Consider the following 23,864-nt stretch of genomic DNA (forward strand, 5'->3'; position numbering starts at 1 on the left):
GCGAGGTGATCTGTGGCACTCTATGTACAGAAATTTGGCGGGACATCGGTAGGTACCCTGGAGCGGATCGAGGCGGTGGCCGAGCGGGTCGCTCAGACCAGGGCCCAGGGCCATGATGTGGTGGTGGTGGTCTCCGCCATGTCGGGGGAGACCAACCGCTTGCTGGGCATGGCCCAGCAGCTGGACCCCGATGCCAATCGGCGCGAGATGGACGTGCTGGTCTCCACCGGCGAGCAGGTCACCATCGCCCTGCTGGCCATCGCCTTGACCCGTCGGGCCTGCCCGGCGGTCTCCATGACGGGGGATCAGGTGCGTATTCACACCGATTCCGCCCATGGCAAGGCCAGGATCACCCACATAGACACGGCCTCGCTTCGCTCCGAGCTGGGGGCGGGCAAGGTGGTGGTGGTGGCCGGATTTCAGGGGCGTGATGAGCACAATGCCATCACCACCCTGGGCCGGGGCGGCTCCGATACCACTGCGGTGGCGATCGCGGCGGCTCTGGAGGCAGACGAATGCCAGATATTCACCGACGTGGACGGGGTCTATACCACGGATCCGCGCATCGAACCCAAGGCCCGTCGCCTCGCCACCATCACCTTCGAGGAGATGCTGGAGATGGCGAGCCTGGGAGCCAAGGTGCTGCAGATCCGGTCGGTGGAATTTGCGGGCAAGTACCGGGTGCCGCTAAGGGTGCTGTCGAGCTTCGTCGATGGCGAGGGAACCTTAATCACATATGGAGGTGAGAGGATGGAAGCTCCCCTGGTATCGGGCATAGCGTTCAACCGCAACGAGGCCAGCCTGACCATACTCGGTGTGCCGGACAGGCCCACGGTCGCGGCCCAGATCCTGGGTCCCATCAGCGATGCCAATATCGACGTGGACATGATTGTTCAGAATACGTTGGGGGATGGCAGTGCAGATTTTACCTTCACGGTGAATCGCGATGACTACCGTCGGGCCCGCGCCCTGCTGGAGCAGACCGCCAGCGACCTGGGGGCGGCCTGTGTTCAGGGCAATGGTGAGATAGCCAAGGTCTCCATCGTCGGGGTAGGGATGTGGAATCACCCTGGCGTGGCCCGCACCATGTTCAAGGTACTGGGTGAGGAGGGCATCAACATGCAGTTGATTTCCACCTCTGAAATCAAGATATCCGTGGTGATTGACGAGAAGTATCTGGAGCTGGCGGTGCGGTCCCTGCATGGCGCCTTTGGGCTGGATCAGGCGCCGAGCGAACAGCCGCTGGGCAACAATCCCTGATTGATTTAGTTTCAACCATTTACCATATCGATATCTTTGTAAGATAATGTCCCGTGTCGATATGAATACAAAACAGGATACAGGAGCAAGCGAATGCTGATTTTGACTCGTCGTGTAGGGGAAACCCTGATGATTGGTGACGAAGTGACTGTCACCGTACTGGGCGTGAAAGGCAACCAGGTACGCATCGGTGTGAATGCACCGAAAGAGGTTTCAGTACACCGCGAAGAGATCTACATGCGGATACAGGCCGAGAAAGTACCGGGCCAGCCGAGTTTCTAAGCCGCTTTTCATAGCTGCGTTCAGGCGACACCTTCCCGTGTCGCCTTTTGTTTTTCTGGGGGCTCAGCACGCTCTGCAAGGCAGCAAACTGCGGGATAAGTATCGATTTTGTTTGAATATTCCACGCTTTGACCAAATGCTGAGCGAACACGCTTTTTTCTACAAAAAAGTGTTTGACTAAAAATCCCTGTGAAGTATTATCAGCCCCGCAAACGGAGAGGTGGCCGAGAGGCTGAAGGCGCTCCCCTGCTAAGGGAGTATGCGGCTTATACCCGCATCGGGGGTTCGAATCCCCCCTTCTCCGCCATTTGCGCCCGTAGCTCAGCTGGATAGAGTACCTGGCTACGAACCAGGTGGTCAGAGGTTCGAATCCTCTCGGGCGCACCATATTACGACTCGCAAGGGTCATGTGTTGACCATCAGCAAGTCAACACGTTAGAAAAGGCTTACTGATGAGTAAGCTTTTTTTATCGCTTTAAATCAGGGCGCCCGTAGCTCAGCTGGATAGAGTACCTGGCTACGAACCAGGTGGTCGGAGGTTCGAATCCTCCCGGGCGCACCATTTAAGGCACAACAAATTTCATGAGCGCCCGTAGCTCAGCTGGATAGAGTACCTGGCTACGAACCAGGTGGTCAGAGGTTCGAATCCTCTCGGGCGCACCATTTTGAAAGCAGTACACAAAAGTTTGTGAGCGCCCGTAGCTCAGCTGGATAGAGTACCTGGCTACGAACCAGGTGGTCAGAGGTTCGAATCCTCTCGGGCGCACCATTTTTGAAAGCAGTAAAAAAGTTGATGAGCGCCCGTAGCTCAGCTGGATAGAGTACCTGGCTACGAACCAGGTGGTCAGAGGTTCGAATCCTCTCGGGCGCACCATACAGACAGCCTCGACGTCAGTCGGGGCTGTTTTTTATTTGCGCTATTCCCCCAGGCCGTGGGGCTCTGCTGCCCTGATGGCGGGTCATGTGCCCTCTCATTGAACGACACCGGCTGTTCCTGCCATTTGCTGTTCCCATCGCACTCTCCCATCGCACTCTCCCATCGTACTCCCCCCATCGTACTCCCCCCATCGCACTCTCCCATCGCACTCTCTCATCGCACTGCCCATCGTCGTCTTGTCATCTCTCGACCTTGTAGCAGACCCTGTCATTCAGCCTCTTGTCATCCCCACCCAATGCCACCTCCAGTCATTCACAGGCGCTGCTGCCGGCCGCTCGCATCACGAGGGGACATGGGGCCAGGCTCTGGACGTTGCACACCTTGGCGGGCGGCAGTGGCTTCTGGCGGGCAATAAAAAAGGATGCCGCAGCATCCTTTCTCCCTCCCTTATCCGCGCCTCAGCTCTTGAGCCACTTGCGGATGCGGTTGGCATCACCGATGGGGGTGCGCTTGCCGAAGGAGTTGAGCAAGACGATGGCCAGCTCCTTGCTGTCCGGTTTGGCACGCATCAGCAGGCAGCGGCCCGCCTCGTTGGTAAAGCCGGTCTTGGAGAGGCGCACGTCCCAGTCCGGGTTCTTGACCAGGGGATTGGTGTTGTTGAAATGGAGGCTGTAGCCCGGGGAGTGAAAACGCATCTCTTGGTCGCCGTCCTGGGTGAACTGGCGGATCAGCGGTTGGCGATAGGCGGCCGAGAGGAGCCTGGCCAGATCCTGGGCGGTGGAGACATTGCCGCTGGAGAGGCCGGTGGCATCATGGAAACGGCTGTTGCGCATGCCAAGTTGTTTGGCCTTGTGGTTCATGGCACGGATGAAGGCGGCGCGTCCCCCCGGGTAGTGGCGGGCAAGCGCCGATGCCATGCGATTCTCCGAAGACATCAGCGCCAGGTGCAGGGCGTCGCGACGGCTGATCCGGGTGCCCATGCGTATGCGGGAGTAGGTGTGCTTGAGGGCATCGCGATCCTGGCCATCCACGGTGAGGATCTGGTTGAGATCCTGCTTGGCATCGAGCACCACCAGCGCCGTCATCAGCTTGGTGAGGGAGGCGATGGGGCGTCGGCTGGTGGCGTTCTTCTGGTAGAGCGTCTTGCCGCTGTGTACGTCCAGCACCAGGGCGCTGCTCGAGCGCAGCTGCAGCTTGGCCGGGTTGGGCGCTGCCATGGCCTGGGCGGGCAGAAACAGGCCAGCCAATGTACTCAACAGCGCCAAGGCGCGGATCTGACCCCTCATACGACACTCCATCCAACACGAGAAAAAAGGCGGTAGATTCACGCATTTTTGCCCCGGCTTTACAAGGGGCCCAGCGGCTATTTTATTAATGAGCGTGATTAAAAAAGGCCATGTGATCATGGCCTCTTCGCTTACAGTGGCAGTCGCCCCGGCGCCCGCTTGCGCCGCACCAGGGTGCGCCAGAGCAGGGCCAGCAGACCGGCGGCGAGCAGCACCAGTGGCAGGTAGAGGATGATGCTGAGAAACTGGGTCTCGTACTGGGCCGCCAGCTTGGTGTGGCTCAGGTAGTAACCCAGGCTGACCAGGGGGCTGACCCAGAGGATGGAGCTGACGAGATTCACCATCAGGAAGCGCCCCTGGGGGATCTCGGTGGCCCCGACGATATAGGGGTAGACGGTGCGCACGAAGGCGATGTAGCGTGCCGTGATCAGGGTCAGGATGCCGTACTTGTCCAGCAGGTAAAACACCTTCTGCTTGTGCTTCTCGTCCATGTGGGACATCAGGCGGTGGTAGGTGCGGGTGTGGCCGAGCAGGCGACCCTGCATGTAGCCGAGCCAGGTACCGACGAAGGTGGCCAGGATCAGCAGGGGGACCACCCAGAGGGAGAACACGCCCTGATAGATGAGCACCCCCGTCAGCAGCAGCAGGCTGTCGCCTGGCAGAAATGCCGTGAGGATGAAGCCATTCTCCAGCGCCAGAAACGTCAGCAGCACACCGCAGACCATGAAGGCCATCCTGGGATCGGACAGGGTGACCAGATCCTGGGACATGAAGGCGTGCGCCAGTTGATAGAACTGTTCCATCGCGTTTACTCCGCGGCTTGCGCCGTCTGCTCGGGCGCGGGCGTCGCCAGCACCTTGTCGATACGCAGACCATCCATGTCGACGATTTCCAATTGCCACTGAGCCAGGGCAACCTGATCCCCGGTCTGGGGCATGCGCCCCAGCAGCATCATGATGAGACCACCCAGGGTGTGATAGTGGTGCTCCTCCTCCTCCGGCAGCCGGTTGAGCCCCAGGCAATCCTTCAGCTCGGGCAGGGGGATGAGGCCGTCGAGCAGCAGGCTGCCGTCGGCGCGCTGGTAGACCCAGTGATCCTGGGCCTCCCCTTGTTGAAAGTCACCGGCCAGGGCTTCCAGCAGATCCTGCTGGGTGACCAGCCCCTGCAACTCGCCATATTCATCCACCACCAGCACCATGTGCTCGGCGTGGCTGCGAAAATGGTTGAGCAGCTCCAGGCCGTTGAGGGTCTCCGGCAGCAGGCTGCCATCCTGGGTGAGGGCCGCCAGACTGATGGCCTCACCGCGCACATAGGCGTGCAGTACCTTGTTGACGTTGAGTATGCCCACCAGGTTGGAGAGGCTGCCGTCGCACACCGGGAAGAAGCTGTGGCCATACTCCACCATGCGCATCAGGTTGACCTCGGTGGGTTGGGCCAGATCCAGATAGCGGATGTCGCTGCGGGGCACCATCATGGACTCGAGGCGGCGCTCGTCGAGGCGAAACACGTTGCGCAGCATGGTGCGCTCATGGTCCTCGATGACCCCGGCCTGGGAGCCCTCCTCCAGCATGGCGTGGATCTCCTCCTGGGTCAGCTGATGGCTGTTCTCCTGGCTGATCCGCAGCAGCCGCAGGCAGCCATGGGTCGAGGCGGAGAGCAGCCAGACGAAGGGGCGGGTCAGGGTCGCCAGCCAAAGCATGGGGCGAGCCACCAGGCAGGCGATGCGCTCCGGGCTGATCTGGCCGAGACGCTTGGGTACCAGTTCGCCGACGACGATGGAGAGATAGGTGACGCTGACCACCACCAGCACGGTGGCGAGCAGGCTGCTGGCACTGGCGCTCAGCCCCCACTCCTGCAGCCAGAGGGCGAAGGGCTGGGCCAGCACGGATTCACCATAGATACCGTTGAGCAGGCCTATGCTGGTGATGCCTATCTGCACCGTAGAGAGAAAATGGGTGGGATCCTCGGCCAGCCGCAGGGCGATGGCGGCCGATCCTGAGCCTTCGGCGGCGAGTTTGCCGAGCCGCGCCTTGCGGGCCGTGACGATGGCGATTTCAGACATGGCAAAAATGCCGTTCAGTACGATCAATCCAATCAGGATCAACATTTCCATACAGGAAGCTAACTCCACGGGGTGAATACTGCGGCAGTGTAATGAATTTGACGAGGCAGCGCTTGTAAAACTCATGACGGCGCGTCGGCACGGCGGCCAGGGGAAACAAAAAAGCCCCCTGCAGGCAGGGGGCTCTTGGGAGGGGCGGACCCTTTACAGGGCGGCGATCTCGGCCTGCTGGGCCTCGAGTTTCACCAGCTGGTGACGGTAATCTTCCAGCTTCTCGCGCTCCTTGGCGATGACGGCGTCCGGCGCCTTGGCGACGAAGGCCTCGTTGCCGAGCTTGCCTTCGATGCGGCCGCACTCACCCACCAGCTTGGCGACTTCCTTGGCCAGACGGGCCAGTTCGGCCTCCTTGTCGATGAGACCGGCCATGGGGATCATCAGCTCGGTGGCACCGATCAATTTCTTGACCGACAGCGGGGCGGTTTCACCATCCGCCAGCACCCGGATGGACTCCAGACGGGCCAGGGACTTGAGGAAGGCCTCGTTGTCACCGGCGCGCTGGGCGTCCTTGCCATCGCATTTGAGCAGCACGTTGAGGGCCACGCTCGGGGCCACGTTCATCTCGGCGCGGATGTTGCGGATGCCGACGATAAACTCCTTCACCCACTCCTGATCCGCCATGGCAGCGTCATCTACCTTGGCGGCATCGAATTCCGGGAAGGCCTGCACCATGATGGTGTCGGCGTGTACGCCGGCCAGCGGGGCCACCGACTTCCAGATGGTCTCGGTGATGAAGGGGATGATGGGGTGTGCCAGACGCAGCAGGGTTTCAAGGACGCTGACGAGGGTGTGGCGGGTGGCGCGCTGCTCCGCCTCTGAGCCCTTGCCCAGCACCGGCTTGGTCAGCTCCAGATACCAGTCGCAGAACTGGTTCCAGATAAATTCGTACAAGACGCCGGCCGCGATATCGAAGCGGTAGGTATCCAGCGCGGTGCGGAAGTCGCGGATAGCCACTTGCAGCTGGGACTGGATCCAGCGATCCGCCAGGCTGAACTGCATCTCGCCGCCATTGCCTTGCGAAGAGAAGCCGCAATCCTGGTCTTCGGTATTCATCAGCACGTAGCGGGAGGCGTTCCACAGCTTGTTGCAGAAGTTGTTGTAGCCGTCCAGGCGCTTCATGTCCCAGTTGATGTCACGACCGGTAGAGGCCAGCGCCGCCAGGGTGAAGCGCAGGGCGTCGGTACCGTGGGCCTCTATCCCTTCCGGGAACTGCTTGGCGGTACGCTTGCCGATCTTCTCGGCCATCTGCGGCTGCATCATGTTGCCGGTGCGCTTCTCCAGCAGATCTGCCAGGGAGATGCCGTCGATCATGTCGAGGGGATCGAGCACGTTGCCCTTGGACTTGGACATCTTCTGGCCTTCTTCGTCGCGGATGAGGCCGGTGATGTAGACGGTCTTGAACGGGACCTGTGGCTGGCCGTTTTCGTCCTTGATGAAGTGCATGGTCATCATGATCATCCGGGCAATCCAGAAGAAGATGATGTCGAAGCCGCTCATCAGCACGTCGGTCGGGTGGAAGGTCTTGAGTGCCTCTGTGTTGTTTGGCCAGCCCAGGGTGGAGAAGGTCCACAGGGCGGAGCTGAACCAGGTGTCGAGCACGTCTTCGTCCTGACGCAGCACGGTCACGGACGGAATGTTGTGCTTGGCGCGCACCTCGGCTTCATCACGGCCCACATAGACCTTGCCGGCCTCGTCATACCAGGCCGGGATGCGGTGACCCCACCACAGCTGACGGGAGACGCACCAGTCCTGAATGTCGCGCATCCAGGAGAAGTACATGTTTTCGTACTGCTTGGGCACGAACTGGATGCGGCCATCTTCCACCGCCTCGATGGCGGTCTTGGCCATGGGCGCCACGCGCACGTACCACTGGTCGGTCAGCATGGGCTCGATGGGCACGCCGCCGCGATCGCCGTAAGGCTGTTGCAGCACGTGATCCTTGATCTCGGCCAGGAGGCCCAGCTCGTCCAGCCTGGCGACGATGGCCTTGCGGGCGGCGAAGCGCTCCATGCCGGCGAACTCGCTCGGCAAGGTGGCGTCATAGGCTGTGCTCGGGTTGCCGTTGGTGTCGACCACTTCGGCCTCGGCACGCACGTGGGCGTCAAGGGTGAAGATGTTGATCATCGGCAGGCTGTGGCGCTTGCCCACTTCGTTATCGTTGAAGTCGTGGGCCGGGGTGATCTTCACGCAGCCGGTGCCCTTCTCCATGTCGGCGTGCTCGTCGGCGACGATGGGGATGAGGCGATTCACCAGCGGCAGCAGGATGTGCTGGCCGATCAGCGCCTTGTAGCGGGGGTCTTCCGGGTTCACGGCGACGGCGGTATCCCCCAGCATGGTCTCCGGGCGGGTGGTGGCGACGATCAGGTGATCCTGACCATCGCTGGTCTTGGCGCCGTTGGCGAGCGGGTAGCGCAGGTGCCACATGTGGCCCTTGATCTCGCGGTTTTCCACTTCCAGATCGGAGATGGCGGTGTTGAGCTTGGGATCCCAGTTCACCAGACGCTTGCCGCGGTACATCAGGCCATCTTCGTAGAGACGCACGAACACTTCCTGCACGGCGGCCGAGAGACCCTCATCCATGGTGAAGCGCTCGCGCTCCCAGTCCACGGAGTCGCCGAGGCGGCGCATCTGACGGGTGATGGTGCCGCCGGACTCTTCCTTCCACTGCCAGATCTTGTCGATGAAGGCGTCACGGCCGTAGTCGTGACGGGTCTTGCCCTCTTCGGCGGCGATCTTGCGCTCCACCACCATCTGGGTGGCGATACCGGCGTGGTCGGTGCCCGCCTGCCACAGGGTGTTCTTGCCCTGCATGCGGTTGTAGCGGATCAGGGTGTCCATCAGGGTCTGCTGGAAGGCGTGACCCATGTGCAGGCTGCCGGTGACGTTGGGCGGCGGGATCATGATGCAGAAGGAGTCTTTGCTGGTGTCGCCGTGGGGCTTGAAGTAACCCTGGGCTTCCCAGTGCTGATAGAGCGCCTGTTCGATGGCGTTGTGATTAAAAGTCTTTTCCATGGTCTCGCCGTAATCTGGATGGATGGATTCTGGTGCTGGATCTCGCGGGGCAGTCAGGGCTGCGCCGGATCCGGGGGAGCAACGGGCTGATCCCTCATCTCGAGGGTGTGGCCTGCCTGGCGATAGTGCTTGTAGCGCTCGCGGGCTTGCTGCTTCTGCGTTTCGTCAGTGGGGACAAAATCTACCACTTGAGCGAAGTGTCCTGCAAACAAAGGTGTCTGCCGGGCCAGGTTGATGAGGCGGGCATAGCGCCGCTTCGGTGGCTGATGGCCTATCTCCACCGGAGCCTGACCGCTCTCTCCCTGCAACTGGTGCGGCACGAAGCGATCCGGCGGCAGTTGCCACAACAGCTCGTCCAGGCGCAGGGCCTGGGCCTCATCGTCGCAAAACAGGTAGAGGTGGCCCGCGCTCCACGACTCGGCCGCCAGCTGGCAGGCGAGGCGCTCGACTGCAGACGCCTGCGCGTCGTCCGGCTCACTCATCAGGTAAAAGGTCACTTGGCTCATCAGGTTGATCCCGTTTGGCTGTGACGGACGCTTGACCGCCGCGAGGGTCGACGGCGGGTATGCCTGCCGACGCTCAATGAAACAAGGAAGAGGCGAGCCTCTTCCTTGTGGTACTGGGCAACTCCCGGGCTTCCGACGCATCCATCGGAAGGGGCAGGGGAGTTACTCCTTCTCTTCGATATCGACGCCGGCCCGGTTGAGCAGGAACTGGGTCAGCAGGGGCACGGGGCGCCCGGTGGCGCCCTTGTCCTTGCCGCTCTTCCAGGCGGTACCGGCCACATCCAGGTGGGCCCAGTTGTACTTCTTGGCAAAGCGCGACAGGAAGGCGGCGGCGGTGATGGTGCCGGCCGGACGGCCCCCTATGTTGGCCATGTCGGCAAACGGGCTCTCCAGCTGTTCCTGGTACTCGTCGAACAGGGGCAGGCGCCAGGCGCGATCGCCCGCCTGCTCGGAGGCACCCAGCAGCTCGTGGGCCAGGGGGTTGTGGTTCGCCAGCAGGCCCGAGGTGTGGTGGCCCAGGGCGATGATGCAGGCACCGGTCAGGGTGGCCACGTCGATGACCGTATCCGGGTCGAATCTGTCCACATAGGTGAGGGCGTCGCACAGCACCAGGCGACCCTCGGCGTCTGTGTTGAGCACTTCGATGGTCTGGCCGGACATGGAGGTGAGGATGTCGCCCGGGCGATAGGCGTTGCCACCCGGCATGTTTTCACAACCTGCCAGCACGCCGACCACGTTGATGGGCAGTTGCAGCTCGGCCAGGGCGTGCATGGTGCCGAGCACGGAGGCGGCGCCACCCATGTCGTACTTCATCTCGTCCATGCCGTCCGCCGGCTTGATGGAGATGCCGCCGGAATCGAAGGTCAGCCCCTTGCCCACCAGCACGATGGGCTTGGCCTCGGGATGACCCTTGTATTCGATGATGGCCATCATGGCTTCGTTTTCGGAGCCGCGGGCCACCGCCAGGTAGGAGTTCATGCCGAGCTCGGCCATCTCCTGCTCACCCACCACCTTGGTGGTGATGTTGTCGAAGGCATCGGCCAGACGGCGGGCCTGGGAGGCGAGATAGGCCGGGTTGCAGACGTTGGGCGGCATGTTGGCCACGTCGCGGCAGACGCGCACCCCCTTGGCCACGGCCAGACCGTGGGCGATGGCTTTCTCGCCTATGGTCAGTTCCCGACGCGTCGGCACGTTGAACACCAGCTTGCGCAGGGGGCGGCGTGGCTCGGCCTTGTTGGTCTTGAACTGGTCGAAACTGTAGAGGCCCGCCTTGGTGCTCTCCACCGCCTGACGCACCTTCCAGTAGGTATCCCGGCCCTTGACGTGCAGCTCGGTCAGGAAGCAGACCGCCTCCATGGAGCCGGTTTCGTTCAGGGTGGTGATGGTCTTGTTGATGATCTGCTTGTATTGGCGTTCGTCGAGCTCCCGCTCCTTGCCACAACCCACCAGCAGCACCCGCTCGCTCAGCACGCCCGGTACTTGATGGAGCAGCAGCATCTGGCCTGGTTTCCCTTCCAGGTCACCACGGCGCAGCAGCGAGCTCAGGTAGCCATCGCTGATCTTGTCCAGTTGTTCGGCCACCGGAGAGAGGCGGCGGGGTTCAAACACACCGACCACGACGCAGGCGCTGCGCTGCTTCTCAGGACTGCCACTCTTTACACTGAACTCCATGGAATCTCCTACATCCTAAAGACAAAAGGCACCTTTTATTGAATAATGCAGTGCTTGTTGGGTATCAGAGGCGGAGCGAACAGCCACAGGCTCCGCAGTTCAAACTGGTAAAAATCCAATATAGGGCCCTATTTTTCAGGCATTCGACTAAAAACACAAGTTTACTTGGGAATGACTGTGATCGTTTTCCGATATTTGTTCAGGGAAACCCTGAAAACCCAGCTGGCGGTGTTGTTCGTACTCCTGCTTATCTTCGTCAGCCAGCAATTCATCAAGATCATTGGCGATGCCGCCGATGGCGAGGTGCCGACGCGCCTGATCTCCACCCTGATGCTGCTCAACCTGCCCAATATGGCGCTGCTGATGCTGCCTATCAGTCTGTTTTTGGCCATCTTGTTCGCTCACGGTCGTCTCTATGCCGAAAGTGAGATGACTGTGATGCATGCGGTGGGGGTGAGCCCGCGCCGAGTCATGCTGACCACCATGGTGCTGGCCCTGCTGACCGCCCTGGTCGCCGGCTTCAACACCGGCTGGGTCGCGCCGCTCGCCAAGGAGCGCGAGTATCAGGTGATCGACGAGTTCAAGGCCGATCCCGGCATCTCCTTCCTGCAGGCGGGGCGTTTCATGGATCTCGATGGCGGCAAGCTGGTGGCCTATATCCAGGATCTCAATGACAAGGGATCCGTGCTGCAGAAGATCTTCGTGCTGCAGCGGGCCCAGGGCACGACGCCGCCCTCCGTGGTGATCGCGACCGAAGGACAGGTGACGGTGGATGAGAATGGTCTGCAGTGGCTGACCCTGAAGGATGGCTCTCGCTACGAGGGGGACTTCAATACCAAGAAATTCCAGATCTCCGATTTTCGGGAATACAGCCTGGTGATCCGTCAGCAGGAGGCGGAGCACTCCAATCGCAAGTCGGCGGCCAAGCCGACCATGGAGTTGTTTGGTACCCAGGATAACCAGCTGATGGCCGAATTGCAGTGGCGCATCTCCCTGCCGCTCTCCATCCCTGTGCTCACCTTCCTGGTGGTGCCGCTGGCCCGGGTCAATCCGCGCCAGGGTCGCTACGCCAAGCTGCTGCCGGCCATCCTGCTCTATCTCTCCTATTTCCTGTTGCTGTCCGCGGCGCGTTCTGCCATCGACAGCGGCCGCCTGCCCCACTGGCCCGGCATGTTCTGGGTGCCGATGGCCTATCTGCTGTTGATCGGGGTGCCGCTCAACCTGCAGGGGACCGCCTGGTGGAACGGGGCCAAGGGCCGCTTCTTCAACACGGGATCCGCCGATGCTGCCAAATAGGAATGCTGCCGATGCGTGACATTCTCGACAGGCATGCTCATAGGGCCGCCTTTATGTCGGACCTCTGCCGTGCGCGATATTTCAAGAGAAAAAGCATGATGCTGCAATATAGGAACCTCTGCTGATGTTTGGCATTCTCGACAGATACATAGGCCGGGTCATCTTCATGTCGATCCTGTTGTGCGAGGTGACCCTGGTCGGCCTCTCCGCCCTCATCAAGTATGTGGAGCAGCTCAAGTCGGTTGGCGATGGCAACTATGACATGGTGAGCGCCTTCTATTTCGTCATGCTCTCCATGCCCAAGGAGGCGGTGCTCTTCTTCCCGCTGGCGGCGCTGCTGGGTGGCCTCATCGGCCTCGGCCAGCTGGCGAGCAGCTCCGAGCTGGTGGTGATGCAGGCGGCGGGTCGCTCCAAGCTCAGCATAGTGGTGGCGGCGCTCAAGACGGCCATTCCGCTGATGCTGGTGTTCAGCCTGGTGGGTGAGTATGTGGCCCCCATCGCCAAGCGCACCGCAGACGATATCAAGGCCGGTGCCATGTCCGAGGGGCGACTGACCATCTCGGCATCCGGGGTATGGGCGCGGGACGGCAACAACTTCGTCAGTATCAACGGGGTGCGCAACGACGGCGCCCTGACCGGCATCACCCTCTACCGTTTCACCCCGGCGCGCAAACTGATCGATGTGGTGCAGGCCCAGGAGGGGATGTTCGAGCAGCACCACTGGGTGCTGAAATCGGTCCATGCCACCCGCTTCGATGATCCGACCCGGGTCGTGAGCGAAGATCTGCCCCAGATGACCTGGCAATCGGATCTTACCCCCAAGCAGCTGGGTGTGGTCAGTATCGATCCCGAGAACCTCTCCATCTCCGGGCTGCGGGACTATGTCGGCTATCTGGATGCCAACAAGCAGGATGCGGGGCGCTACAAGCTGGAGCTGTGGCGCAAGCTGCTGGCGCCGCTCTCCGTGGTGGCCATGATACTGCTGGCCTCCTCCTTTATCTTCGGGCCGCTGCGCTCGGTGAGCATGGGGGCACGGATGCTGATGGGGATCATGACCGGCTTCGTGGTCTATGTGAGCGATCGGGTGTTCGGCCCGGTCAGCCTGGTCTATTCGGTCCCCCCCATCATAGCGGCCGTGGCGCCCAGCCTGCTGTTCGGTGGTGTGTCCCTCTACATACTGAGTCGCAGGCGCTAGCCGGCCAGACAGCAAAAAGGGCACCTGGGTGCCCTTTTTGCTGTCTGCTCTTGGTCATGACTTGTTGAGCATGTTCAGGTTCTCTTCCTTGCTCAGTACGATGACCTCGCACTCTGCCCAGATATCCTGGAACGCCTTGGGTCGCTCGCCGCCCAGCAGGCACATCAGATTACCCAGGCCGAAGGCCGCCGTGGCGAGCCGGATCAGGGCCTGGGTGATGCGAATATTGCTGCCATCCACATTCTGGATGCGCAGCCGCCAGGCACGCATGCCGATGGTCTGGCCGGCCCGGGTCCAGAACCAGACATAGAATCCCATGATCACCAGCGCCAGCCAGGCGCTGTAGAGGGGGCTGGTCAGCAGCCAGCTGGCATCTCTGCCCTCGGGCACGGTCGCCAGGCCGGTGACGAGCAGCAACTGGGCCACCCCCATGCCGATGAAGCCGGCGATCACCAGCAGCGAGATGACCACCAGGTAGTCATAGAGCAGGGCGCCGAGGCGGCGTAACAGACCTGCGGAGGGGTGAGTGTGGACGGGGGGCGTCGCCGGAGGAGGCGTGACTGACTTGCGCTTGGCCATGGGGGTTTTCCATCAAGAAGTTGAGGGCATTCTAAGTAACTGGGCAATCGACGGCAAGACGTTGAATAAATGAGCAAACAGCGAGAGGCCGGTGAAAAACACCTTGCATGGTCAGGCGCCATTCGTATAATCCCTCGCAGTTGCCCGGGTGGCGAAATCGGTAGACGCAGCGGATTCAAAATCCGCCGTTGCAAGACGTGTCGGTTCGAGTCCGACCCCGGGCACCATCATCAAACCAGCTCACATGCTGGTTTTTTTGTGCCTGCAATTTGGCCGGATCTCCGCTAAACTCTGCCACCCTTTATTCGGGGTCGCCGGGTCAGCCCTGCTTCCACCCTTTCTTCTATGCCTTCGGAGCCGCTCATGCCGTTAGTGGGACACCAACATCAGATCGATATTCTGGAACTGACCGACAAGGGGGATGGCAGGGGTCGCCTGTTCGATCGCCCGCTGTTTGTCGAGGGTCTGCTGCCCGGTGAGCAGGCGCTGGTCGAGTTGACCGAGGTCAAACCGAACTATCTGCACGGCAAGCTGGTCGAGCTGACCCAGCCGTCCGCCGACAGGGTCGCCGATTTCTGCCCCAACACAGAGTGTGGCGGCTGCCAGGTGCGGCCGCTGGCCTATCCGGCCCAGCTCAAGCTGAAACAATCCCTGGTGCAGAGCGCGCTGGATCAGGTCGGGCTGGGTGAGACCCAGGTCAACACCATCCTCGGCATGGACAGCCCGTTCGCCTACCGCAACAAGGCGCAGTACGCCGTGCGTGGCAGCGAGGCGGGGGCCGAGATCGGCTTCTACCGCAAGCACTCCCATGATCTCATCACCGCCGACGACTGCGCGGTGCAGGACTCCCTGCATGTGGAGCTCAATGCCCGGGTGCGTGGCTGGATGCGCGCGCACGACATCGCAGCCTATGACGAGGTGGCCCACACCGGCTGCGTGCGCAACCTGATGACCCGCAAGGGCTTCAAGAGCGGCGAGCTGATGGTGGTGCTGGTGACCCTGGGTGAAGAGCTGCCGTTTGAAACCGAACTGCTGGCGTGCTTAAGCGATCTGCCCATCACCACGCTGGTGCAGAACATCAATGACGAGCGCACCAACCGCATCCTGGGAACGAGCAACCGCGTGCTGCTGGGGGAAGGGGTGATCCGCGACAAGATCCACGAGCTCGAATTCGAGATCTCGCCCCTCTCCTTCTTCCAGAACAACCCGAGCCAGACCGATGTGCTCTACTCCAAGGCGCTGGAATACAGCGAGCTGACCGGCAACGAGACGGTGTTCGACATCTATTGCGGCATCGGCACCATCTCCCTGTTCCTGGCGGACAAGGCTGCCAAGGTGGTGGGCATTGAGTCGGTGGAGAGCGCCATCTCCGATGCCCGTCGCAATGCCGCCCTCAACGGCATCGAGCACACCGAGTTCCATGTGGGCAAGGCCGAGCAACTGATGCCCGAGCTGCACGCCCAGGGCGTGACCGCCGACGTGGTGGTGATGGATCCGCCCCGCAAGGGTTGTGACAAGGCGGTGCTGCAGACCCTGGTGGCCATGGCGCCACGTCGGCTGGTCTATGTCTCCTGCAACCCCCAGACCCTGGCCCGGGATCTCGCCTGGCTGGTCAAGCAGGGCTTCGTGCTGGACGAGGTGCAGCCGGTGGACATGTTCCCGCATTCCATGCACGTTGAAGCGGTTGCCCGCCTAAGCCTGCCAGCGAAGGCCTGATCGTCGCTGGGCATGTTCCCCCTCGCGCCATGCACGTCGAGGCGGTTGCGCGCCTAAGCCTGCCCGCGAAAGGCTGAGCGGGCTACCTCGCCATGAGGGCATGGCATTAGCCAGATGGCTCTGATAAAAAACGACTCCAAATGGAGTCGTTTTTTATGGTCGGCAGGGCGCCTGAGATGAGCATTCGTTTGGCCGGGGTGGAGGATGCCGCCGCCCTGGATCACTTCTTCCACAACGGGATCGGAAGACCCGCTTCATGCGGTTCGAGGCGGGGAAGTGCCCTCAGATGTCGAGGGGCAGCGCCAGCGTTTGGGGACGAGCAATCAGCGGATGGGGCTGCTGTTGCCGCTCAGCGAGCCATGATGCCGCTGGCACGCCAATTCTTGGCCAGAGAAGAGGCATGAGGCAGGCTGATGGACCGACACAGTGGAGCAAGGAGCAGACCATGAAGCAGAGGTTGCTGGCCTGGCTGGCCCGGTATGATGCCTGGTCACGGCGTTGGGGGCTGGCCCCGGAGTATGGTCGTTGTTGCACGCCCAGGCGTGACGAGGCCCGGGCCGATCGCGGCGAAGAGACGAAGGCGTGCGGGGAAGGCGCCGAACGGTGCACGGCCGAGCGGCAGGGGCGCCGGTGAGCCGCTATGATGCCCCGGGCCTGCGGGGCTAAACTCAAAACTGTCGCTGCCCACCCCTTGGTGGTGCCTACACTCCTTCTTTATATAGCGAGACCCATGTTCCATGCCCTTGTTTGACAGCCATTGTCACCTCGACGCCCCCGCGTTTGATGCCGACCGCACCCACCTGCTGGCCGAATGTCGCATGCGCGGCATCACCGGTTTCATGGTGCCCGCCATCGGCGCCGACAACTGGCAGCGGGTGATGGCGCTCTCGGCCGGGGAGCCCGATATCTGCTTCGCCCTTGGGGTCCATCCCTGTTTCGTGGCGCAGCAACCCCCGGACGTGATGGCCCGGTTGGCGGCGCTGGTGCAGCAGCGGCCTTCGGGGCTGGTGGCCATCGGCGAATGCGGTCTCGATGGGCGTTCCCACCTGCCTCAGGCGGGTCAGCAGGCGCTGTTCGAGGCGCAGATCAGGCTGGCCATGACCCTGGATCTGCCGCTTATCGTGCACTCGGTGCGGGCCAACGACACTGTGCTCAAGCTGCTGCGTCGCCACAGACCCGGTCGGGGCGGCGTGATCCATGCTTTCAGCGGCTCCCTGCACCAGGCCGAGCGCTTCTGGGAGCTGGGGTTCAGGCTGGGGATTGGGGGCACCATCACCTATGAGCGGGCCAACAAGACCCGGGAGGCGGTGGCCGCCATGCCGCTTGAGTCTCTCTTGCTGGAGACGGATTCTCCCGACATGCCCCTTTGCGGCCATCAGGGCATGCGCAATACCCCTCTGTCCCTGCTGCGGGTGCTGGATGAATTGGCCGCTATCAAACGTTTGCCTGTCTCGCATGTTGCTGCGGTGTTATATGAATCCACTCAAGATATTTTCCATCTCGGCAAATAGATATTTAACACCTTGATAACTCTGGGTGAGTTCGGGGTGAAAAAAATACCGGATAAAAATCGTTTGCGGTCTAATTTAACGCCAGTTAGCCGATTTGATGCTTACGAAATGTGACCGCCCTTATACTTTGTCGCGAGCCAGTTAGTATAATGCGCACCCTTGATTGATAAGTTTGGGACACAACTTATTAACAAGTTGGAAGGTGCTACTACGAGGAAGATAACAATGAGTTTGATCATGGGTCTGGTAGGGATGGCAACGCTCATCCTTATCGCGGTGCTGTTTTCCAGCAACCGCAAGGCAATCAATATACGTACCGTGGCAGGTGCGTTTGTTATTCAAGCCGGTCTGGGGGCATTCGTTCTGTATGTTCCGGTAGGCCGCGATATTCTGGTCGGCGTCTCCAGTGCCGTCTCCAGTGTCATCAGCTATGGCCAGGACGGTATTAATTTCCTGTTCGGTGGCCTGGTCAGCGACAAGATGTTTGAAGTATTTGGTGGCGGTGGCTTCGTATTTGCCTTCCGTGTTCTGCCGGTCATCATCTTCTTCTCCTCTCTGATTGCTGTGCTTTATTACCTGGGCATCATGCAGCTGATCATCAAGCTGCTGGGCGGCGCACTGCAGAAAGTGCTGGGCACCTCCCGCACCGAATCCCTCTCCGCGACGGCCAACATCTTCGTCGGTCAGACCGAAGCGCCGCTGGTGGTACGTCCCTTCATCGGCAAGATGACCGACTCCGAGCTGTTTGCCGTCATGTGTGGTGGTCTGGCCTCCGTGGCCGGCTCCGTGCTGGCCGGTTATGCCGCCATGGGCGTCAAGATGGAATACCTGATCGCCGCCTCCTTCATGGCTGCCCCGGGTGGTCTGCTGTTCGCCAAGTTGCTGGTGCCGGAAACCCAGAGCCCGAACTATGACGAAAACAGCGCCGATGGCGACCTGGACGACAAGCCTGCCAACGTGATCGATGCCGCCGCTGCCGGTGCTTCCTCCGGTATGCAACTGGCCCTGAACGTCGGCGCCATGCTGCTGGCCTTCATCGGCCTCATCGCCATGATCAACGGCATCTTCTCCGGTGTGGGCGGCTGGTTTGGCTACCCGCAACTCTCCCTGGAGCTGCTGCTGGGCTGGTTGTTCTCCCCGCTGGCCTTCCTGATCGGTGTACCCTGGAGCGAGGCGACCGTCGCCGGTTCCTTCATCGGCCAGAAGCTGGTAGTGAACGAGTTCGTGGCTTACCTGAACTTCGCCCCCTACCTGAAAGATGAGGTGCTGATCAACGGCGTGGCCATGTCCGACCACACCAAGGCGATCATCTCCTTCGCCCTGTGCGGCTTCGCCAACCTCTCCTCCGTTGCGATCCTGCTGGGTGGTCTGGGCTCCATGGCACCGAACCGTCGCGGCGACATCGCCCGCTTCGGTCTGAAAGCCGTACTGGCCGGGTCTCTGTCCAACCTGATGTCTGCTACCATTGCAGGCTTCTTCCTGGCCCTGTCCGCCATGTAACCGCGGTCAGACAAGCCTTAAGCCGAACGCCACAGCAGATGCTGTGGCGTTCGCATTTGGGGGGCTGACAACCGTTTTCCTCCCTAGACTGATGAGAAAGCGTGAGTCACACGGAGGTGTTATGAACGAAGTGCTACTGGCCATGGCGGCCGGCTTCATCGTCGGCTTGTTGTTTTCCTTCCTCAAGTTGCCGATCCCGGCCCCCCCGGTATTGTCCGGGGTGATGGGGATCGTAGGAGTCTATCTTGGCGGTATCGCCTACTCCTGGTTAGTGACCCGTTTCTTCTCTTAGGGCGGGATGAACAGGCGGATTTGCCCGGTGTGAGATACCCCTGGAATTGGCAAATCCGGCTTGCAAACATGGGGTATCTCGGCTGAAATAGGCGATGCCAGCAGGGTGCTGGCATTGACTAATGCCCACATGAAGTGGGTGTTGGCGGTCAAATGGAATTGATTGGGAAGTCGGGTCTGCGGTTGTCGGCCTTTCTCAAGTCTTCATGGAACCAAGTCCGCACTTTTGTAAGAAAGTGACAGGGCTCTTGCCTTATTTACAGTCTATTGCCCGTGCAGTCGCACTGTATTTCCATGCCCTCAAGCTGAGGTTGAACCTGTCAGCAAATGGCGTTGTCGCAGCTGACATGTCCCCTTGTCGGGCTTAATCAAAGACTTTGGAGAATATCATGACCGATCTGAAACTGGCCGCCCAACGCGCCCTGAACCTGATGGACCTGACCACCCTGAACGATGACGACACCGATCAGAAGGTGATCGACCTGTGCCACAAGGCCAAGTCCCCGGCCGGCCTCACCGCCGCCGTCTGCATCTACCCCCGTTTCATCCCCATCGCGCGCAAGACCCTGCGTGAGATCGGCGCCGCCGACGTGCGCATCGCCACCGTGACCAACTTCCCCCATGGCAACGACGACATCGAGATCGCCGTGGCCGAGACCCGCGCCGCCGTGGCCTACGGTGCCGATGAAGTGGACGTGGTGTTCCCGTACCGCGCCTTCATGGCCGGCAATGAACAGGTCGGCTTCGAGCTGGTCAAAGCTTGTAAGGAAGCCTGTGGTGACAAGGCGCTGCTGAAGGTGATTATCGAGACCGGTGAGCTGAAAGAGGAAGCGCTGATCCGTCGTGCCTCCGAGATCGCCATCGACGCCGGTGCCGACTTCATCAAGACCTCCACCGGCAAGGTGCCGGTCAATGCGACCCCGATCGCTGCCCGCATCATGATGGAAGTGATCAAGGCCAAGAACCCGAAGGTGGGCTTCAAGCCTGCTGGTGGCGTGAAAGACGCCGCCGTGGCCGGTCAGTACCTGGCCATGGCCGAAGAGATCCTCGGCAAGGAGTGGGTATCTCCGCGCACCTTCCGCTTCGGCGCCTCCAGCCTGCTGGCCAGCCTGCTGGCGACTCTGGGCTACGGCGACAAGCCTGCCAATACCAGCGGTTACTGAGTTGATGAGGGGGCGAGTCAGGCTCGCCCCTTGATGCCCGGTCGCAAGGGCCGCGGCAAGGATTCAGCCTTGAGTAACGCCAGCATTGGCGGAGGGAATGAAAGATGTTTTTGCCTCAAGAAATCATTCGCAAGAAGCGCAACGGTGAAGCGCTCAGTACCCAGGAGATCCAATTCTTCGTCCAGGGCATCACCAACAACAGCATAGGCGAGGGGCAGATAGCGGCCCTGGCCATGGCGGTCTACTTCAAAGACATGACCATGGATGAGCGGGTCGCTCTGACCTGCGCCATGCGCGACTCCGGCATGGTGCTGACCTGGGATCACCTGAACCTGGGTGGCCCCATCGTCGACAAGCACTCCACCGGCGGCGTGGGTGACGTGGTCTCCCTGATGCTGGGCCCCATGGTCGCCGCTTGCGGCGGCTTCGTGCCCATGATCTCCGGCCGTGGCCTGGGCCACACCGGCGGCACCCTGGACAAGCTGGACGCCATCCCCGGCTACCAGACCTCGGTCGACAACGACCGCTTCCTGAAAGTGGTGAAAGAGGCGGGCGTGGCCATCATAGGCCAGACCGGCGATCTCGCCCCGGCGGACAAGCGTATCTATGCGGTGCGGGACATCACGGCCACCGTCGAATCCATCGCCATGATCACCGGCTCCATCCTCTCCAAGAAGCTCGCCTCCGGTCTGGAAGCCCTGGTGATGGATGTGAAAGTGGGCTCCGGCGCCTTCATGCCGACCTTTGAAGCATCCGAGGAGCTGGCCAAGAGCATAGTGGCCGTGGCCAACGGCGCCGGCTGCCGCACCTCGGCGCTGCTGACCGACATGAACCAGGTGCTGGCCTCCAGCGCCGGCAACGCAGTGGAAGTGCGCGAGGCGGTACGCTACCTGACCGGTGAGTATCGCAACCCGCGCATCCACGAAGTGACCCTGGCCCTGTGCGCCGAGATGCTGATCTCCGCGGGCCTCGCCAGCGATGAGCATGACGCCCGTACCAAGCTGCAAGCGGTGCTGGACAACGGCAAGGCGGCCGAGATCTTCGGTCGCATGGTGGCCGGCCTCGGTGGTCCGGCGGACTTCATGGAGCGTTACGACAGCTATTTGCCCAAGGCTGGCATAGTGCGCCCCGTGTATGCGACGCAGAACGGTTTCGTGACCGCCATGGATACCCGCGAACTGGGCCTGGCCGTGGTCGCCATGGGCGGTGGTCGCCGCGCCGCCGGGGACAAACTCGATTATGCGGTCGGTCTGACCGACTTTATCCGCCTGGGGCAGAGCGTCGAGGCTGACAAGCCGCTCGCACTGATCCACGCTCAGACAGAAGCTCAATTTGCCGAGGCCGCCCGCATGGTGCAGGCAGCCGTCAAGATCGGTGACACCCGACCCCAGGCGCTGCCCGAGGTTTACCGTCGCATCGGTCTGGCCGATTTGTAACAGGGGGAAGACCCATGAAACGTACCTTTATTCTGATGATGGACTCCTTCGGTATTGGCGCTGCCGCCGATGCCGACAAGTTCGGAGATGTGGGCGCCAACACCCTTGGCCATATCGCCAAGGCCTGCGCCGCCGGTGAAATCGAAGGCCGTGGTGCCCTCAACCTGCCCAACCTCAACAAGTTGGGTCTGGGCCACGCAGGGGAGCAGGCTTCCGGCTACTTCCCGGCAGGCTTGCAGAAAGATATCGAAGTGGTCGGTGCCTACGGCTTCGCCCAGGAGCTCTCCTCCGGCAAGGACACCCCGTCCGGTCACTGGGAGATCGCCGGTGTGCCCGTCTTGTTCGAGTGGGGCTACTTCCACGATCACCACAACAGCTTCCCCCAGGCGCTGCTGGACGCCATCGTCGAGAAGGCGGGTCTGCCCGGGTATCTGGGCAACTGCCACGCCTCCGGTACCCAGGTGCTTGATGACTTGGGTGAGGAGCACATGCGCACCGGCAAGCCTATTCTCTACACCTCCGCCGACTCCGTGTTCCAGATCGCCTGCCACGAAGAGACCTACGGCCTCGAGAAGCTCTATGAGCTGTGCCACATAGTGCGCGAGCTGCTGGAGCCCTACAACATAGGCCGCGTCATCGCGCGTCCGTTCGTGGGCACTGGCAAGGGCGACTTCAAGCGCACCGGCAACCGTCACGACTACTCGGTGCTGCCGCCGGCGCCGACCGTGCTGGATTACATGAAGGATGCGGGGGGCCAGGTGGTCTCCATCGGCAAGATCGCCGACATCTATGCCCAGCAGGGCATCACCAAGCAGGTGAAGGGCACGGGTCTGAGCGAGCTGTGGGACAGAACCCTGGAAGAGGTGAAGGCGGCCGGTGACAACACCATCGTCTTCACCAACTTCGTGGACTTCGACTCCTCCTACGGTCACCGCCGTGACGTCAAGGGCTACGCCGATGCGCTGGAGTATTTCGACTCCCGCCTGCCGGAGCTGTTCGAGATACTGCAAGACGGCGATGTGGTGGTGCTGACCGCCGACCACGGCTGTGACCCGACCTGGAGCGGCACCGACCACACCCGCGAATACATCCCCGTGCTCTTCTACGGCAAGCCGGTCAAGGCGGGCTCCGTCGGCCGTCGCGAGACCTTCGCCGACATCGGCCAGAGCATCGCCGCCTACCACGGTCTGCCCAAGCTGCAATACGGTACCAGTTTCCTGTAACTGACCCGCCCGCCACTTCGGCGGCGGGCAATTTTATAAAACAATAAAACTCAACCTAGTGTGAAGGAATCAAGAGAATGGCAACTCCTCATATCAATGCAAAAGATGGCGCCTTTGCTGATACCGTACTGATGCCGGGCGACCCCCTGCGTGCCAAGTACATCGCCGAGACCTTCCTGGAGAACGTCGAGCAGGTGTGTGACGTGCGCAGCATGCTCGGCTTCACCGGCACCTACAAGGGCCGTCGCATCTCCGTCATGGGCCACGGCATGGGCATCCCGTCCTGCTCCATCTATGCCAAAGAGCTGATCACCGACTACGGCGTGAAGACCCTGATCCGTGTGGGCTCCTGCGGCGCCGTGCGTGAAGACGTCAAACTGCGTGACGTGGTGATCGGCATGGGTGCCTGCACCGACTCCAAGGTCAACCGTCTGCGCTTCAAGGATCACGACTTCGCCGCCATCGCCGACTTCGATCTGGTTGCCAATGCCGTGCAAGCCGCCAAGAACAAGGGCACTCCGGTGCGCGTGGGCAACATCTTCTCCGCCGACCTGTTCTACACCCCGGATCCCTCCATGTTCGACGTCATGGAAAAATACGGCATCCTGGGTGTCGAGATGGAAGCCGCCGGCATCTACGGCGTGGCCGCCGAGTACGGTGCCCGTGCTCTGACCATCTGCACCGTCTCCGATCACATCCGTACCGGCGAGCAGACCACTTCCGAAGAGCGTCAGCTGACCTTCAACGACATGATCGAAATCGCACTGGACTCTGTCCTGCTGGGCGACAAGTAATCCCCATTCACATCATGCAAAACGGCGACCCTCGGGTCGCCGTTTTTTTATGCTTCATTTGGGGAGTCAGCCCGGAGGGCCTGGTGTGCCGTCTATCCTTTCTGGTTGAGCACCACGAGAGCAACACCATGAAACCAATGCATATCC

Annotated in this window: 19 protein-coding genes and 7 tRNA genes; 19 read left to right on the plus strand and 7 right to left on the minus strand. The window is 61.3% G+C overall.

The features are described 5' to 3' along the window. Positions 1-12 precede the first annotated feature (12 nt). The 8 genes from ACW5W4_RS02630 to ACW5W4_RS02665 all read left to right on the plus strand — a co-directional run bounded on the left by ACW5W4_RS02630 (position 13) and on the right by ACW5W4_RS02665 (position 2,416). Complete coding sequence (locus tag ACW5W4_RS02630) at positions 13-1,260, plus strand: aspartate kinase (RefSeq protein ID WP_408794101.1); 1,248 nt, start codon at positions 13-15, stop codon at positions 1,258-1,260. A gap of 93 nt (positions 1,261-1,353) precedes the next feature. Continuing rightward, complete coding sequence (gene csrA / locus ACW5W4_RS02635; protein WP_408794103.1) at positions 1,354-1,542, plus strand: carbon storage regulator CsrA; 189 nt, start codon at positions 1,354-1,356, stop codon at positions 1,540-1,542. A gap of 214 nt (positions 1,543-1,756) precedes the next feature. Continuing rightward, a tRNA-Ser gene (locus ACW5W4_RS02640) sits at positions 1,757-1,849 on the plus strand. A gap of 3 nt (positions 1,850-1,852) precedes the next feature. Then, positions 1,853-1,929, plus strand: a tRNA-Arg gene (locus ACW5W4_RS02645). 98 nt (positions 1,930-2,027) lie between these two features. Further along, positions 2,028-2,104, plus strand: a tRNA-Arg gene (locus ACW5W4_RS02650). Between the two features lie 24 nt (positions 2,105-2,128). Continuing rightward, a tRNA-Arg gene (locus ACW5W4_RS02655) sits at positions 2,129-2,205 on the plus strand. 29 nt (positions 2,206-2,234) lie between these two features. Next, positions 2,235-2,311, plus strand: a tRNA-Arg gene (locus ACW5W4_RS02660). Between the two features lie 28 nt (positions 2,312-2,339). Next, positions 2,340-2,416: transfer RNA gene (locus ACW5W4_RS02665), tRNA-Arg, on the plus strand. Between the two features lie 461 nt (positions 2,417-2,877). Here ACW5W4_RS02665 and pbpG read toward each other — a convergent pair. The 6 genes from pbpG to pepA all read right to left on the minus strand — a co-directional run bounded on the left by pbpG (position 2,878) and on the right by pepA (position 11,013). Beyond that, positions 2,878-3,705 (minus strand): D-alanyl-D-alanine endopeptidase, encoded by an 828-nt coding sequence (gene pbpG, locus ACW5W4_RS02670; RefSeq protein ID WP_456688303.1) that lies wholly within the window; start codon positions 3,703-3,705, stop codon positions 2,878-2,880. Between the two features lie 131 nt (positions 3,706-3,836). Further along, positions 3,837-4,508 carry a DedA family protein gene (locus ACW5W4_RS02675; protein WP_456688304.1) on the minus strand — a complete coding sequence of 224 codons (672 nt, stop codon included), beginning with the start codon at positions 4,506-4,508 and terminating at the stop codon, positions 3,837-3,839. Positions 4,509-4,513: 5 nt separating this feature from the next. Further along, a complete protein-coding gene (locus ACW5W4_RS02680; RefSeq protein WP_456688305.1) occupies positions 4,514-5,818 on the minus strand; it encodes a hemolysin family protein in 1,305 nt (434 codons plus the stop codon). Positions 5,819-5,971: 153 nt separating this feature from the next. Continuing rightward, the gene (locus ACW5W4_RS02685) at positions 5,972-8,836 is read right to left on the minus strand and encodes a valine--tRNA ligase (protein WP_456688306.1); all 2,865 of its coding nucleotides are present in this window, start codon (positions 8,834-8,836) and stop codon (positions 5,972-5,974) included. A 53-nt stretch (positions 8,837-8,889) separates the two neighbouring features. Continuing rightward, positions 8,890-9,342: a DNA polymerase III subunit chi gene (locus ACW5W4_RS02690; protein WP_456688307.1), complete on the minus strand. Its 453-nt coding sequence runs from the start codon at positions 9,340-9,342 to the stop codon at positions 8,890-8,892. Between the two features lie 162 nt (positions 9,343-9,504). Next, positions 9,505-11,013, minus strand: a complete 1,509-nt coding sequence (pepA, locus tag ACW5W4_RS02695; RefSeq protein ID WP_408794118.1) for a leucyl aminopeptidase — start codon at positions 11,011-11,013, stop codon at positions 9,505-9,507. Between the two features lie 171 nt (positions 11,014-11,184). On the opposite strand from pepA, the gene lptF reads away from it, so the two are divergent. Beyond that, positions 11,185-12,309: an LPS export ABC transporter permease LptF gene (lptF, locus tag ACW5W4_RS02700; protein WP_456688308.1), complete on the plus strand. Its 1,125-nt coding sequence runs from the start codon at positions 11,185-11,187 to the stop codon at positions 12,307-12,309. Positions 12,310-12,433: 124 nt separating this feature from the next. Then, positions 12,434-13,504: an LPS export ABC transporter permease LptG gene (lptG, locus tag ACW5W4_RS02705; protein ID WP_042002062.1), complete on the plus strand. Its 1,071-nt coding sequence runs from the start codon at positions 12,434-12,436 to the stop codon at positions 13,502-13,504. Positions 13,505-13,558: 54 nt separating this feature from the next. Here the strand turns inward: lptG and ACW5W4_RS02710 are convergent, their stop codons facing one another. After that, positions 13,559-14,083 (minus strand): RDD family protein, encoded by a 525-nt coding sequence (locus tag ACW5W4_RS02710; RefSeq protein WP_456688309.1) that lies wholly within the window; start codon positions 14,081-14,083, stop codon positions 13,559-13,561. 142 nt (positions 14,084-14,225) lie between these two features. Here ACW5W4_RS02710 and ACW5W4_RS02715 point away from each other — a divergent pair. The 9 genes from ACW5W4_RS02715 to deoD all read left to right on the plus strand — a co-directional run bounded on the left by ACW5W4_RS02715 (position 14,226) and on the right by deoD (position 23,717). After that, positions 14,226-14,310: transfer RNA gene (locus tag ACW5W4_RS02715), tRNA-Leu, on the plus strand. A gap of 136 nt (positions 14,311-14,446) precedes the next feature. Continuing rightward, on the plus strand, positions 14,447-15,799 hold the full coding sequence (rlmD, locus tag ACW5W4_RS02720) for a 23S rRNA (uracil(1939)-C(5))-methyltransferase RlmD (RefSeq protein WP_456688310.1): 1,353 nt from the start codon (positions 14,447-14,449) through the stop codon (positions 15,797-15,799). A gap of 737 nt (positions 15,800-16,536) precedes the next feature. Next, entirely contained in the window at positions 16,537-17,310 is a 774-nt protein-coding gene (locus tag ACW5W4_RS02725; protein WP_456688311.1) for a TatD family hydrolase, read from the plus strand. A gap of 225 nt (positions 17,311-17,535) precedes the next feature. Continuing rightward, a complete protein-coding gene (locus tag ACW5W4_RS02730; RefSeq protein WP_427260869.1) occupies positions 17,536-18,810 on the plus strand; it encodes a NupC/NupG family nucleoside CNT transporter in 1,275 nt (424 codons plus the stop codon). 121 nt (positions 18,811-18,931) lie between these two features. Further along, on the plus strand, positions 18,932-19,102 hold the full coding sequence (locus tag ACW5W4_RS02735) for a XapX domain-containing protein (RefSeq protein WP_042002084.1): 171 nt from the start codon (positions 18,932-18,934) through the stop codon (positions 19,100-19,102). A gap of 388 nt (positions 19,103-19,490) precedes the next feature. After that, entirely contained in the window at positions 19,491-20,264 is a 774-nt protein-coding gene (deoC, locus tag ACW5W4_RS02740) for a deoxyribose-phosphate aldolase (RefSeq protein ID WP_456688312.1), read from the plus strand. A 104-nt stretch (positions 20,265-20,368) separates the two neighbouring features. Further along, complete coding sequence (gene deoA / locus ACW5W4_RS02745) at positions 20,369-21,700, plus strand: thymidine phosphorylase (protein WP_456688313.1); 1,332 nt, start codon at positions 20,369-20,371, stop codon at positions 21,698-21,700. Positions 21,701-21,714: 14 nt separating this feature from the next. Then, positions 21,715-22,923 carry a phosphopentomutase gene (locus ACW5W4_RS02750; RefSeq protein ID WP_456688314.1) on the plus strand — a complete coding sequence of 403 codons (1,209 nt, stop codon included), beginning with the start codon at positions 21,715-21,717 and terminating at the stop codon, positions 22,921-22,923. A gap of 77 nt (positions 22,924-23,000) precedes the next feature. Next, entirely contained in the window at positions 23,001-23,717 is a 717-nt protein-coding gene (gene deoD, locus ACW5W4_RS02755) for a purine-nucleoside phosphorylase (RefSeq protein ID WP_106885030.1), read from the plus strand. Positions 23,718-23,864 lie beyond the last annotated feature (147 nt).

It is taken from the genome of Aeromonas crassostreae (genome assembly GCF_054052445.1).

What these genes read in the sequence shown, in the direction of transcription:
- csrA (WP_408794103.1), top strand. Translation starts at nt 1,354, where the DNA reads ATGCTGATTTTGACTCGTCGTGTAGGGGAAACCCTGATGATTGGTGAC.
- pbpG (WP_456688303.1), bottom strand. Translation starts at nt 3,705, where the DNA reads ATGAGGGGTCAGATCCGCGCCTTGGCGCTGTTGAGTACATTGGCTGGC.
- ACW5W4_RS02675 (WP_456688304.1), bottom strand. Translation starts at nt 4,508, where the DNA reads ATGGAACAGTTCTATCAACTGGCGCACGCCTTCATGTCCCAGGATCTG.
- ACW5W4_RS02680 (WP_456688305.1), bottom strand. Translation starts at nt 5,818, where the DNA reads ATGGAAATGTTGATCCTGATTGGATTGATCGTACTGAACGGCATTTTT.
- ACW5W4_RS02685 (WP_456688306.1), bottom strand. Translation starts at nt 8,836, where the DNA reads ATGGAAAAGACTTTTAATCACAACGCCATCGAACAGGCGCTCTATCAG.
- ACW5W4_RS02690 (WP_456688307.1), bottom strand. Translation starts at nt 9,342, where the DNA reads ATGAGCCAAGTGACCTTTTACCTGATGAGTGAGCCGGACGACGCGCAG.
- pepA (WP_408794118.1), bottom strand. Translation starts at nt 11,013, where the DNA reads ATGGAGTTCAGTGTAAAGAGTGGCAGTCCTGAGAAGCAGCGCAGCGCC.
- lptF (WP_456688308.1), top strand. Translation starts at nt 11,185, where the DNA reads ATGACTGTGATCGTTTTCCGATATTTGTTCAGGGAAACCCTGAAAACC.
- lptG (WP_042002062.1), top strand. Translation starts at nt 12,434, where the DNA reads ATGTTTGGCATTCTCGACAGATACATAGGCCGGGTCATCTTCATGTCG.
- ACW5W4_RS02710 (WP_456688309.1), bottom strand. Translation starts at nt 14,083, where the DNA reads ATGGCCAAGCGCAAGTCAGTCACGCCTCCTCCGGCGACGCCCCCCGTC.
- rlmD (WP_456688310.1), top strand. Translation starts at nt 14,447, where the DNA reads ATGCCGTTAGTGGGACACCAACATCAGATCGATATTCTGGAACTGACC.
- ACW5W4_RS02725 (WP_456688311.1), top strand. Translation starts at nt 16,537, where the DNA reads ATGCCCTTGTTTGACAGCCATTGTCACCTCGACGCCCCCGCGTTTGAT.
- ACW5W4_RS02730 (WP_427260869.1), top strand. Translation starts at nt 17,536, where the DNA reads ATGAGTTTGATCATGGGTCTGGTAGGGATGGCAACGCTCATCCTTATC.
- ACW5W4_RS02735 (WP_042002084.1), top strand. Translation starts at nt 18,932, where the DNA reads ATGAACGAAGTGCTACTGGCCATGGCGGCCGGCTTCATCGTCGGCTTG.
- deoC (WP_456688312.1), top strand. Translation starts at nt 19,491, where the DNA reads ATGACCGATCTGAAACTGGCCGCCCAACGCGCCCTGAACCTGATGGAC.
- deoA (WP_456688313.1), top strand. Translation starts at nt 20,369, where the DNA reads ATGTTTTTGCCTCAAGAAATCATTCGCAAGAAGCGCAACGGTGAAGCG.
- ACW5W4_RS02750 (WP_456688314.1), top strand. Translation starts at nt 21,715, where the DNA reads ATGAAACGTACCTTTATTCTGATGATGGACTCCTTCGGTATTGGCGCT.
- deoD (WP_106885030.1), top strand. Translation starts at nt 23,001, where the DNA reads ATGGCAACTCCTCATATCAATGCAAAAGATGGCGCCTTTGCTGATACC.